The organism is Vibrio sp. IB15, assembly GCF_016406055.1.
GTDB classification, from domain to species: domain Bacteria; phylum Pseudomonadota; class Gammaproteobacteria; order Enterobacterales; family Vibrionaceae; genus Vibrio; species Vibrio chagasii.
The window spans coordinates 1-11,815 of the sequence record NZ_JAEFCE010000091.1 but is presented as its reverse complement, the minus strand read 5'-3'; the positions used below and the strand labels follow the sequence as shown (position 1 = coordinate 11,815).

The window sequence follows — 11,815 nt, the reverse complement described above, 5'->3', positions numbered from 1 at the left end:
TAATGATTACCCATTTTTTCCAAAAATAAGTAATCCAAATAAAACAAATTAGAGTTTTAGGTCTGAGTGGTTTTTGTCCAATAGTGAGTTTTAATTCAAGGGCTCTTAAGGCCTGCTAACAGGGAAATAAATCGTCCTCTTTCGCCCTTTAAGCTTTCGAAATATAGTTGGTCTAACTCTTCCACCTGCGCTATTGCGTTTATTGCTAGAGCTTCCCCAGGTTTCGTGAGTCTCAGAGAAAAGCTTCGTGAGTCTCTAACACCTTTATCTTTGGTGATAAGATCATTCGCAACCAGCGCTTTCATCGACTTTGATAATGTCATCTTATCCAAGCCTGTAATATTGACTACTTCTGTTTGCGTGGTTTCGTTTTTGTTCTTGTTACACCATAGTATCGAAGCGAGTATAACGAACTGAGTATGGTTGATGTTTAACGGCTTAAGGAGTTTCATTACCTCTGAATGCCATTTATTATAAGCAACCCAGAGCTGTAGTCCTACGCTGTCCGATGGAAGTTCATGCTTAAACATTGTTCTCTGCCCTTTTTTTTAATCCTTCAAGAGTAGACGGTAGTCCATCATAAATTTTCTTTCCTACGACTTTCCCAAACAAAAAACTGGTTAACCCCGAAAACTTAACCCTATGAGTTACCTCCGTTATTTCTCCTTTAGCCTGTAACTGGTGCTCAAATGATAGAAGGCAGAATGGCAGTTTGCTCATGACAGTAAAGCTCTTATTTGGTGTAGCATCCGTAATGACTATCTTTGATTTAGGCCCATTAGTCGGCTTTATAACGCCTTTCACACCAACCTCGAATACCCCCAGTAGACGAGAGTAGACCACTTCTTTATCCCATTGATTCCAGTTTTCTACATCGACATATAGCGAATATATGTCTTGAGGTGATGCTTCAATACAAATACGTTCTTCAAAAATCACTTTTCCCATCCTAGCTGATTGCAATTTAGTAAACTAGTTTACAATAGTTCATCATAGGTACATTTGCAACATCACTTCCAGCCACGAAAACGTTTGTCTCGATTAAGTTCTAAACTATAACGATTAATTACACTTCAGCCCTTGTTTACACTTTTATTGCCTCCATATTTTCCATACAATCCTAAGCGATTATAAATTAAAACAAATTCAATTTCGGAGTCCTCATGAGCGACGTAAAGCACTGTAATTTATTGATTCTTGGTTCTGGCCCTGCTGGCTATACAGCTGCAGTTTACGCTGCTCGTGCAAACCTAAACCCAGTTCTGGTTACTGGTATGCAGCAAGGTGGTCAGCTTACAACCACAACAGAAGTGGAAAACTGGCCGGGTGATGCTGAAGGTTTAACAGGCCCAGCACTGATGGATCGCATGAAAGAGCACGCAGAGCGCTTTGAAACAGAGATCCTGTTCGACCACATTAACGAAGTAGACCTATCAAACCGCCCTTTCCGTCTTAAAGGCGATTCTGGCGAGTACACTTGTGATGCGTTGATCATCTCAACAGGTGCATCAGCTAAGTACCTAGGTTTAGAGTCTGAAGAAGCATTCAAAGGCCGCGGCGTGTCTGCTTGTGCAACGTGTGACGGTTTCTTCTACCGCAACCAGAAAGTAGCGGTTGTTGGTGGTGGTAACACAGCAGTTGAAGAAGCTCTTTACCTATCTAACATCGCGTCTGAAGTTCACCTGATTCACCGTCGTGACACGTTCCGCGCTGAAAAGATTCTTGTTAAGCGTTTAATGGACAAAGTAGAGAACGGCAACATTGTTCTTCACACTGACCGCACGCTAGACGAAGTTCTTGGCGACGATATGGGCGTAACAGGCGTTCGCATTAAAGATACTCAATCTGACAAGACAGAAGATATCGACGTAATGGGCGCGTTCATCGCTATCGGTCACCAACCGAACACTGAAATCTTCAAAGGCCAAGTAGATATGAAAGATGACTACATCATCGTTCAGTCTGGTCTTGAAGGTAACGCGACACAAACAAGCATCCCAGGCGTGTTCGCTGCGGGTGATGTTATGGACCACAACTACCGCCAAGCGATCACTTCTGCTGGTACTGGTTGTATGGCTGCTCTGGATGCTGAACGCTTCCTAGATGGCCTTAACGATAAGTAAATCTGAGATTGCAGATTTGATTATCGATGCTCTCACCTTAGTAGATGCAGGGCGTCATCACATTTTGTTGTAAATCCCTAAAGCCCAGTGGTATATCCACTGGGCTTTCTTTTGTATACTAGCCGCCCTCAACGAATAATAATTATCATTAAGCCTTCATAATGGATAAGAAAAAACAACGCAGCTTGAATAAGTGGCTTAAGCAACAAAGTAAGTTAGCAAAACGCTGGCTTATGATTGCGATTAGCCTTGGCGTACTTTCAAGTGTGTTTTTAATTGCTCAAGCAGCGCTTCTCGCCTCTATTCTTCACCAGTTGATCATCGAGAATGTCGATAAATCTGAACTGGTTGGTCATTTTGCTGGCTTGGCACTCTCGGTCGTTGGCCGTGCGGGCTGTACATGGGGTCGTGAAATCGCAGGTTATCGCTGTGGTGAACAGATCCGTGTCTACATTAGGCAGCTCATTCTAGACAAGCTACGCGAACTGGGCCCTGCTTACATCAAAGGTAAGCCAGCCGGTACGTGGGCAACGCTGTTGCTAGAACAAGTTGAAGACATGCAAGACTTCTTCTCACGTTACTTGCCACAGATGTCTTTGTCGGTACTGATTCCATTCATTATTTTGGTTGTGGTATTCCCAGTAAACTGGGCAGCCGGCCTTATCTTCTTGCTGACTGCGCCACTGGTACCGATGTTCATGGCATTGGTGGGTATGAAAGCCGCAGACGCAAACCGTAAAAACTTCAAAGCGCTTCAGCGTCTTTCAGGTCACTTTTACGATCGTTTGCAGTCCATGACAACCATTCGTCTTTTCGACCGCACTAGCTCTGAAACAGAAGTGTTGAAAGGTGCATCTGAGGTGTTCAGAACGCGCACAATGGATGTATTGAAGATCGCTTTCTTGTCGTCTGCAGTGCTTGAGTTCTTCACGTCTATCTCGATTGCGATGACGGCGGTTTACTTTGGTTTTACTTACATCGGCGAGCTTAACTTTGGTCACTACGGTGTTGGCATTACGCTATTCGCAGGTCTGTTTATCCTTATCTTGGCGCCAGAGTTTTACCAACCTCTGCGTGACTTAGGTACTTTCTACCACGCTAAACAACAAGCGGTAGGCGCAGCCGAGAGTATTGTTGAGTTCCTAGAAACCGACATCACTAAGGTTAAATCAGGTGACACTCAACTGGACCCAGCTCAAGGAATCAATATTGAAGCTCAAGATTTGAAAGTATTGAGCCCTGAAGGTGTTCAACTGGTAGGCCCAATCTCGTTCGCACTGAATACTCGCCAGTCAACGGCATTAGTTGGCCCAAGTGGTGCGGGTAAGACAAGTTTGATTAATGCCATTCTTGGTTTCATGCCTTATGAAGGAAGCTTGAAAATCAATGGTATTGAACTGCGTGATTTAGACTTGACATCTTGGCGTAAGACCATTAGCTGGGTTGGTCAAAACCCACTGTTGCTGCACGGCAGCATTCATGACAACGTCACCCTAGGTAAGCAAGATATCACAGACCAAACGGTTCAAAACGCACTAGACCAATCTTTCGCTAGTGAGTTCGTTAATGAGCACGGCTTGGACTACATGATTTCTGATCGTTCTGGCGGCCTATCTGTTGGTCAATCTCAACGTTTGGCACTGGCTCGCGCAATGATTCAAGACGGCCAATTCTGGTTGCTTGATGAACCTACTGCTAGCCTAGATACTCGTAGTGAGCAGCTAGTGATGAAAGGCATCAACAGCAACATTGAAAGTCGCACTGCCCTGCTTGTGACGCACCAACTGGCTCCTCTTCAATCGGTCGATAACATTATGGTTATGCGCGATGGTGGTCTTGTGGAACAGGGTCATTACTCTCAGCTTTCGACTGCGGGTGGTTTATTCGAAGAGATGCTAAAAGCGAACTTAGCTCAACAAGACAACAAGGGTAATTTAGATGCGTGATTTACTGCCTTACCTGAAACTCTATAAAAAGCATTGGTTTGGCCTATCGCTAGGCATGCTATTGGCTTTTGCTACTCTGTCAGCTTCTATTGGCTTGTTAACGCTATCGGGTTGGTTCATTTCCGCTTCTGCGGTTGCTGGCCTGACGATTGCGCGTGAAACCTTTAACTACATGCTGCCGGGCGGTGGTGTACGTGGTTTGGCCATGAGTCGTACTGCGGGTCGTTGGGGTGAACGTGTTGTAAGCCACAATGCGACATTCAAACTACTGACTGATCTGCGTATCTTCTTCTTCAAGAAGCTGGCTCCGCTGATCCCAGGTCGTATCTCAAACCTGCGTGACGCTGACCTACTCAACCGCTTGGTTGCTGATGTCGACGCCATGGACCACGTTTACTTGCGCTTAGTAAGCCCTGTGACGGTTGGTGTGTTTGGTATCTTCTTCCTGACTCTGTTCTTGATGTGGTTTGATACCTCGCTAGGCCTTATCTTAGGTTCTATCCTGCTTATCATGCTGTTGATTTGGCCTGTCTTGTTTTACAAGCTGGGTAAACGTAACGGTGGTGAGCTTACGCAAAACAAAGCCGACCTTCGTGTTACCACTCTGGATTGGATTGAAGGCTACAGCGAGCTGACTCTGTTTGGTGCCGAAGAGCGTTACCGTAATGCGATTCTAGAAACTCAACAGAAGCTGATGGCGAACCAGTTTGTGAACGCCAACCTAAGCGGTATGGCTTCAGCAGCGCTGATGCTGTTCAACGGTTTGACACTGGTTCTTATGCTTTGGCTAGCGGCTGACGGCGTGGGTGGTAATGCACCTGATCCGTTTATTGCGCTAATGGCGTTCGCAACCATGGCAAGTTTTGAACTGTTAATGCCAATCGCAGGCGCATTCCAGCATTTAGGTCAGACTCTGTCTTCTGCACGTCGCTTGAATGAAGTGATTTTGTCAGAGCCTGAAGTTCAGTTCGCGGAAGAGAAGCTCGACATCAACAAGCCGCTTGATATTACGTTCTCAAACGTGACGTTCAACTACCCTGACTCTGAGCGCAGTGTTCTGAACGCTGTCGACCTAACGATCCCGGCAACGAACAAAGTAGCGATTGTGGGTCAAACGGGTTCGGGTAAATCGACACTGATTCAGCTTCTAACTCGCTACTGGGATCCTAAGAAAGGCTATATATCTATCGCGGGCATTGAACTAACACAATGGAACGAGTCACAACTGCGTGAATCGATCAGTGTGGTAAGCCAGCGTGTCGACATCTTGAATGGCAGCCTACGCGACAACTTGTTGATTGCGAAACCAGATGCCAACGATGAACACCTAGCTAACATCCTTAAAGACGTTGGCCTAGAAAAGCTACTTGAGAATGATGATCTTAATAGCTGGTTAGGTGACGGTGGTCGTCAGCTGTCTGGTGGCGAGAAGCGCCGTGTTGGTATTGCACGTGCCATCCTTCATGATGCCCCTATCCTGCTTCTTGATGAGCCTACAGAAGGCCTAGATAAGCAAACTGAGCAGAGCATCATGGCACTATTTGAGAAGCATTTTGAAGGTAAGACGGTTATCTTCATTACTCACCGTTTGATTGGTCTGGAAGCGATGGATTCTATCGTTCTGATTGAACAAGGTGAGATTGTAGAGCATGGCTCTCACGAGACACTGTTGAACGAACAAGGACGCTATTTCCAACTTCGTCAGGCAATCTAGTCGCTTCATCATTGACAAAAAACATTCAAAGCCCGAGTTCATACTCGGGCTTTTTTATTGCCTATCGATTTTTCTGTATCTCAAGTAGGTCGTAGGTCATCTTCTCATTCTACTCACCGTCACACTCTTGCCTTAAGTGAACACAAAGCAGCCTCAAAGTAATATTCAAATCATGAGCTTAAGCAAAACAGCACTAAAGAGTCGTTTTTTAAACCATAAAGCTAAAAACACACCAAAACCACACATTAGCAAACCGTGTACTTTCGGTTATTACTTAAACAACCCAATAGATAAAAATATCAGCACAAACCCAAGCACTGTTGCTAATCAGGAGTTAAACGTTGAAACGCATTTATCTAGCAGGACCAGAAGTATTTCTAAGTGACGCTGTCTCTATCGGTGATCAAAAGAAGAAGATTTGTGAAGCTTATGGCTTCGAGGGTATTTTCCCAATCGACAATATTCTAGAGTTGAATGAACCTAGCCCTCAGGAAAATGGCTTAAAAATTGGCCGCGCTAATGAAGAGCTTATTGAGAGCTGTGATATCGTCATCGCCAACATGACGCCTTTCCTTTCAGAGGCGCGAGCTGCGATGTGGGTACAGCCTATGAAATGGGCTTTGGTAAAGCGCTAGGTAAAACGGTACTTGCCTACAGCAATAACTCGGATCTTTTCTTAAAACGAAACCTAAACCAACTGCCAAATGCTAAGCAAGTCGATGAGCAAACCTATGTGGATGGCATCGGCATGACGCTAGAAAACTTTGGTTTAATTGATAACCTAATGCTAGATAACGCAGTATCAGGCCCAATAGAATTAGAGAATGTTGGCGTGTTTTACGATCAAACAGAAGTGTATCGTAACCTACGTGCGTTCATCCGTTGTCTAGAACAGCTAAAGAACGATGCTAAGGCTGCGTAAATCGCTATCTAAACCGAATAACATTGATTCTCCCAGCACCCTCACAATGCTGGGAGAATTTATATTGACGATAAGGTATTAACGATAAGGCATAAATAGAGAGGAAAACTATGAGCGAGATTTGCATGATGTCTCTCACAAGAGACGAAGTAGCGGAACGCAAAGACTATGATGCGATCAAAGCGTCATTTGATGATTTATGGTCTTCGATTAACTCAAACGAAAACGCCAACGTTAGTATTTGTACCAGTGAAGGGACTTGTCTTTTTGTGGATAGAGAACAGCAGCTTTACAACATTAAGCTTGGTGTTGATCAGAAGGAAGGGTATGTATCGTGCAGAGTGAACCAAGTTGAAATTGAAGAGGTTGAGAGGTTTCTCCATGCCTATTGCACCTACAACAAAAGCGAATTGATTCAGTTAATCCAACAACACAGCGAACAAAGCTAACGATAACTTTTCCCTACTAAACCATTCTGATGAAAGCCATTCCAATAGCACTCTCCGTATCGTTTCACAGTCCAAAAAGCTAACCTCTCACACGAGAGGTTAGTGTACTCAATAATAGGCAGTTCAGTTAAGGGAATCGATAAATCGCTTATTGTTAAACGCTGTCTTGTCGTTGTGCGGGTGGCAAGTTAAGCGCTTTTACTTGTTACTCTTGTTTTCTTACTCAGGTAAGCATTTAGCCGAAACTGCTCAGTGGGCTTTGTATCACCTTGTTTCTGTACTTTTACTGGGTACGACTTGGGAAGGTCTAGATAGTAACCCTGATAATAATCAGCCCCATATCGACCAGCAGTTTGGTAATTTTCGATATTTTCAATGCCCTCAAAGATCACTTTAATCCCTTGCAGGCTAGTAATGGTATTCAGCTCTTCAAGCAAGTTGTTCTCTATTGATTTACTCATACCAAATTCGATCAGCATTTCTCTGCTGACTTTAATGTAGTTGGGCTGCACTATCGCCATGCGGCTATAACCGGACCAGCCCGTACCAAAGTCGTCCAACGCGAACGATATGCCAATACTCTTTAGGTACTCCGTGCCCCGATGTAAGCTTTCGATATCTGCGAGTGGACAGTAGTCCTCGACAATCTCAACCACAATCTGACATAGGTCGACCTGCTCTTCTTCGATTAACGGTAGGTACAAATTGTTTAAATCATGCTCGTATGAAAAGTATTTAAAGAAACAAGGTGTCACGTTGAGGAATAACTTGGTATCACGATCATAGATGCTCGATTGTCTGAAATTTCTTAAATGCATAATATTAAGAAAGAACTTAAATCCGAACTCTGACTTTTCACCAAAACCCTCGAGTATTTTAAAGAACCTCTTGATGTTGACTTTTTCACCTTGCTTCTCAATTCGGCAAAGCGCTTCATAGCCAAACACGGTTTGAGAATCATCGCTGATGGATTGAAATACACTGTGTACTTTGAATCCAGCTATAGTCATCTCGTATCGACGATGTTCTGAGTTCCACTCAAGCATAGGTGATCAACATTTGCTTGGTTTAGAGCAGCACAGAGGCTGAATAGAGTCCAATAAGATTGATTCTGCCTCCTCCAACTCCATGCTCCGAGCAAATGCAACCTCTTCAAATATCAGGTCCTTAATATGGTCTGCTAAGATTTGACGGTCATCAGTTGAGATTTTTTTGCTCTGTAGGTGGCACAAGCGCACCAATAAGCTGATCATATCTAACCCTTTAGACTCCACGCAAGCGAGTTGTTTATACTCTTCGATGCCACCCAGAATACGCGTAACACTTTCTTTTGAAACTACTTTCATTTCCACTCCACAAAAAAACAACACGATTAATTATCCCTTTTACTGCTGATGCTCTATCCGTGAATACGTTATTTATTTTACTTATATACCCCGAAAAAAACACCATTAAAAGATAACAAAAAACACACCAAATATACATTCCACACATTTTTAAACGAACTTTATTTCTGATATCCCAAACAAAAAAAATAGAATAGAAGACAATTTGGTCTAGGCTTAATAACAATAGAAATAATTATTTTTTAGAAACAGAATTAATAATGATATTTCATTTGTAATTAATAATGAGTTACATATAAACCTGAGCGATCGTTCGATAATGACCATCGAAAATAAAACCTTAATCAAACTAAGGCCAAAACCATTTCGTTTTTTACTCTATCTTTATAACCATAATGGTCGATGTGTGAGTAAATGATGAGATTTTTAATGAATGTTGGAATGGTGCTACTGTCTCTAACCAATACGATCAGTACGTTAAGAAAGTTGCTCAAAACGATTGGCATCAAAAATAAAAAGCTCACCATTGTGAGTAAAGCTTGCTGTTTTGTTTTAGAAAATATCCAATGAAGAGCTATCAGAAACCCATAATCTCGAAACATGATGGTATACTAACACATAGCACACACTAGTCAGGTCGCAAACATAACAAGAATCCCTCCTTTATATGTACGAATCCAAATAATAAAATATCAAAGAACCCCAAAAACAGCCTGACATATTCCAATCCCCCTCTAAGTCACGGCCCCTACAACAAAACATTAGACCAAGAAAAATAGAGAAAACCTAACATCAGAGATTTATTATTCAATTAAAACAAATCTCTGATGTTATGGTTTAATATTTACAAGATAATCCTATGAAATATTAGAATTTAAAATGTGTTTTTTGGGGAGGTAAGTCCCCCTTATTAAAAGTAAAATTATACTATTTATAGTTCAATTCTTAATATCAATTTTTTTTAACGCGCTAAAAAGTAATTTTTTGTCAGCTTCTTTTAAATAAGAAGATGTGATTGATGAGCTAAAATTACTGTATTGGCTATCAGAAAAAACATTTCCAGAACCTAAATACTCAGATATCGACATGTTTAACTCACTCCCAAGCTTAATTAGCGCGGGACGTATTTCACTTTTTAAGTCTCTTGCAGCGTGTGTATCAACCGATTTACTGAGCATATCTGCTCTATATCTGTATTGTATTGCTTTAGCTGATGACATAAGAGCTACAGTAAATGACTTCATACTATCGACATTCAATCCATAGTTTTCACTAGCCAAAGAAGACTTCTTTAGAACTATTTCCTCTCTTTTCAGGTCTTCAATTGGTAACCCGTGAATAGCTTTATATATAGCTACATCTTGCATATAGCTCATGCGTTCATCAATTTTTTTAAACACATTAATAGGATCCTCCTGACAATAAGAGATAGTAGGCCAAAGCAAAAGTGCAGATAAGGCGATTTTCTTCATTAAATTTTATTCCTATTTTTATTTAAACTACCGATTTCAACTGGAAATGACTTACCTCATGGCATTACATTAGTGATTTCTGAACTAGTAGTAACTATGGATTTCATTCCCCACACCATAATATTATTGACTAACATATTAAATAAAAGCCATGATACTATTTATATACTATAAAAATATCATATTATTTTTATTCAATCCCGAAACTTTGGGAAAATAATAATTCTCGGTCATGGTTAGAGATAAACCTAGTATTTAGGTTGAAAATTCTAACTAATAAGATCATGAGGTCTAAGCGTTTAGACTCAACTCCTGTTGTCTGCTTATACTCTTCGATAGCCACTAAATGCTTCTAGTCATTGTTTTAATAGAACTTTCATACGTTATCCCACGAAACCTTAATAAACACCAGAGATACATCACAACAATAACAATAACAAGCCAATCCACAACAAATAAAACCCAAACAAAAAAACTAAAAATAACTAAAATGACACATTTATGACACCACTTGTTTTTTTTGTGGTCATTACTTTAAAAATAAATAAAATCCGTACTAAAAAATCAAGGCCGTCGAATAACACAAGATTAGCTCTAGAGTAAAATGATGAATAAAATGATGAATGTTACAAATTCACTCGTGATTTATGAAAAACTACATGTTAACTTTGATGATCGTTCAATAATGAATATTGAGGACAAAAGCTTAATACAATTAAGGCCAAAACCTTTTAGGGTCTTACTTTATCTTCATCAACACAGCAACCGCTGTGTAAGTAAAGATGAAATTTTCGACGAATGCTGGGACGGTTCTATAGTGTCTGATCAATCGTTGACAAACACAATAAGCATGTTAAGAAAAGCCCTTCTTACTATTAATATAAGAAAAATAAAAATCACAACTATAAGTAAGGCAGGTTATCGGCTTGATAAAATCTATATTGATGATTCAAATAATGGTGTAAGTAACCCCACCCCATTACTTAATGGACACAACAATATGGAAGTAAATCATGATAAAGAATTTTTAAAAACTAGGATATACAAAAAATTCCAGTATAAACTATCCTTAGTAAAAAATTTAATACTTTCCACCTTACCGACCGCTATACTTTTAATGGCTGGGGACACCCATGGTTACAATATTCCAAATCAAAGATTGGTTTCAAACGTTAATACTGAATACACAATCATCGACAAGACTAAAAATCTAGATCTAGACAGCATCGAGGCTATTATAAAATCAAGGCCACAAAAAAAATGCAATGCTAAAAGTATTAAAATAACTATAAACAAAGGTAATGAAGTTGCCTTTGAGACAGATTTTTCAATAAAATATAAAAACAATGCATATAACAACTTATACGCATACAGGGTTAAAAAGGACAATTTCATATCAAGGATGATACAAATTTCCACAATTCTAAGCTTGTGTAAACTAAATTATACCCCCCCCTGAGCTGAATCGATTAATATTGAACTTATTGGTGTAATTTTAATGACATTAAAATTTGAACTCTGGCAAGGAAGTTTTGATATATTTTTGTTGATTTTAACTATTACGTTAACTAAATAGGAGTAAATATGAAAAATATTCTAATCACACTAACTGCGCTATTTATTATGATGTCATTGGCTATGGTTGTCTCCACAGCACAATACTTAACAGCCAATAACATAGCTCCAACGGGGAAAAAAAACACGATCACTTTAAATCACGAGACAACGTTCAACCTTGTTGGTAATAGCTTGGCTGTTGGTGATTACCTGCCTTCAGTGACATTGATGAGGCTTTGTTGCTTAATTCAGAGCGAAGACATGCCTGTCCCATGTGCTTGACTCT

The 11,815-nt window shown here is 40.6% G+C and carries 13 protein-coding genes; 8 read left to right on the top strand and 5 right to left on the bottom strand.

All coding sequences use genetic code 11. From position 1 onward, the window contains the following. Window positions 1–95: 95 nt before the first annotated feature. Both JC606_RS21865 and JC606_RS21860 read right to left on the bottom strand, forming a co-directional pair. Window positions 96–530 carry a MarR family winged helix-turn-helix transcriptional regulator gene (locus tag JC606_RS21865; RefSeq protein ID WP_102424202.1) on the bottom strand — a complete coding sequence of 145 codons (435 nt, stop codon included), beginning with the start codon at window positions 528–530 and terminating at the stop codon, window positions 96–98. Further along, entirely contained in the window at window positions 523–948 is a 426-nt protein-coding gene (locus JC606_RS21860; RefSeq protein ID WP_233090575.1) for an SRPBCC family protein, read from the bottom strand. The genes JC606_RS21865 and JC606_RS21860 overlap by 8 nt, the downstream gene beginning before the upstream one ends. A gap of 215 nt (window positions 949–1,163) precedes the next feature. On the opposite strand from JC606_RS21860, the gene trxB reads away from it, so the two are divergent. From trxB to JC606_RS21835, 6 genes are all read left to right on the top strand, one after another. Beyond that, the gene (gene trxB, locus JC606_RS21855; protein WP_008223323.1) at window positions 1,164–2,123 is read left to right on the top strand and encodes a thioredoxin-disulfide reductase; all 960 of its coding nucleotides are present in this window, start codon (window positions 1,164–1,166) and stop codon (window positions 2,121–2,123) included. Between the two features lie 161 nt (window positions 2,124–2,284). Continuing rightward, entirely contained in the window at window positions 2,285–4,069 is a 1,785-nt protein-coding gene (cydD, locus tag JC606_RS21850; protein WP_198779434.1) for a heme ABC transporter permease/ATP-binding protein CydD, read from the top strand. Continuing rightward, window positions 4,062–5,783, top strand: a complete 1,722-nt coding sequence (gene cydC, locus JC606_RS21845) for a heme ABC transporter ATP-binding protein/permease CydC (protein ID WP_198779433.1) — start codon at window positions 4,062–4,064, stop codon at window positions 5,781–5,783. Before cydD ends, cydC begins: the two co-directional genes overlap by 8 nt. Window positions 5,784–6,124: 341 nt before the next feature. After that, window positions 6,125–6,418 (top strand): nucleoside 2-deoxyribosyltransferase, encoded by a 294-nt coding sequence (locus tag JC606_RS23480; protein ID WP_233090573.1) that lies wholly within the window; start codon window positions 6,125–6,127, stop codon window positions 6,416–6,418. After that, window positions 6,379–6,705 (top strand): nucleoside 2-deoxyribosyltransferase, encoded by a 327-nt coding sequence (locus tag JC606_RS23475; RefSeq protein WP_332873244.1) that lies wholly within the window; start codon window positions 6,379–6,381, stop codon window positions 6,703–6,705. The genes JC606_RS23480 and JC606_RS23475 overlap by 40 nt, the downstream gene beginning before the upstream one ends. Before the next feature lie 110 nt (window positions 6,706–6,815). Beyond that, window positions 6,816–7,154 (top strand): hypothetical protein, encoded by a 339-nt coding sequence (locus tag JC606_RS21835; protein ID WP_198779432.1) that lies wholly within the window; start codon window positions 6,816–6,818, stop codon window positions 7,152–7,154. Between the two features lie 188 nt (window positions 7,155–7,342). Here the strand turns inward: JC606_RS21835 and JC606_RS21830 are convergent, their stop codons facing one another. The 3 genes from JC606_RS21830 to aroQ form a co-directional block, all read right to left on the bottom strand. After that, entirely contained in the window at window positions 7,343–8,200 is an 858-nt protein-coding gene (locus tag JC606_RS21830; protein ID WP_198779431.1) for an EAL domain-containing protein, read from the bottom strand. 6 nt (window positions 8,201–8,206) lie between these two features. After that, window positions 8,207–8,500 carry a hypothetical protein gene (locus JC606_RS21825; RefSeq protein ID WP_198779430.1) on the bottom strand — a complete coding sequence of 98 codons (294 nt, stop codon included), beginning with the start codon at window positions 8,498–8,500 and terminating at the stop codon, window positions 8,207–8,209. A 938-nt stretch (window positions 8,501–9,438) separates the two neighbouring features. After that, window positions 9,439–9,972: a gamma subclass chorismate mutase AroQ gene (aroQ, locus tag JC606_RS21820; RefSeq protein WP_198779429.1), complete on the bottom strand. Its 534-nt coding sequence runs from the start codon at window positions 9,970–9,972 to the stop codon at window positions 9,439–9,441. A gap of 604 nt (window positions 9,973–10,576) precedes the next feature. Here aroQ and JC606_RS21815 point away from each other — a divergent pair. Together JC606_RS21815 and JC606_RS21810 are read left to right on the top strand one after the other, a co-directional pair. Beyond that, on the top strand, window positions 10,577–11,431 hold the full coding sequence (locus JC606_RS21815) for a winged helix-turn-helix domain-containing protein (RefSeq protein WP_233090571.1): 855 nt from the start codon (window positions 10,577–10,579) through the stop codon (window positions 11,429–11,431). 125 nt (window positions 11,432–11,556) lie between these two features. Continuing rightward, a complete protein-coding gene (locus JC606_RS21810; protein WP_198779428.1) occupies window positions 11,557–11,811 on the top strand; it encodes a hypothetical protein in 255 nt (84 codons plus the stop codon). Window positions 11,812–11,815: the final 4 nt, after the last annotated feature.

What these genes read in the sequence shown, in the direction of transcription:
- JC606_RS21865 (WP_102424202.1), bottom strand. Translation starts at nt 530, where the DNA reads ATGTTTAAGCATGAACTTCCATCGGACAGCGTAGGACTACAGCTCTGG.
- JC606_RS21860 (WP_233090575.1), bottom strand. Translation starts at nt 948, where the DNA reads ATGGGAAAAGTGATTTTTGAAGAACGTATTTGTATTGAAGCATCACCT.
- trxB (WP_008223323.1), top strand. Translation starts at nt 1,164, where the DNA reads ATGAGCGACGTAAAGCACTGTAATTTATTGATTCTTGGTTCTGGCCCT.
- cydD (WP_198779434.1), top strand. Translation starts at nt 2,285, where the DNA reads ATGGATAAGAAAAAACAACGCAGCTTGAATAAGTGGCTTAAGCAACAA.
- cydC (WP_198779433.1), top strand. Translation starts at nt 4,062, where the DNA reads ATGCGTGATTTACTGCCTTACCTGAAACTCTATAAAAAGCATTGGTTT.
- JC606_RS21835 (WP_198779432.1), top strand. Translation starts at nt 6,816, where the DNA reads ATGAGCGAGATTTGCATGATGTCTCTCACAAGAGACGAAGTAGCGGAA.
- JC606_RS21830 (WP_198779431.1), bottom strand. Translation starts at nt 8,200, where the DNA reads ATGCTTGAGTGGAACTCAGAACATCGTCGATACGAGATGACTATAGCT.
- JC606_RS21825 (WP_198779430.1), bottom strand. Translation starts at nt 8,500, where the DNA reads ATGAAAGTAGTTTCAAAAGAAAGTGTTACGCGTATTCTGGGTGGCATC.
- aroQ (WP_198779429.1), bottom strand. Translation starts at nt 9,972, where the DNA reads ATGAAGAAAATCGCCTTATCTGCACTTTTGCTTTGGCCTACTATCTCT.
- JC606_RS21815 (WP_233090571.1), top strand. Translation starts at nt 10,577, where the DNA reads ATGATGAATAAAATGATGAATGTTACAAATTCACTCGTGATTTATGAA.
- JC606_RS21810 (WP_198779428.1), top strand. Translation starts at nt 11,557, where the DNA reads ATGAAAAATATTCTAATCACACTAACTGCGCTATTTATTATGATGTCA.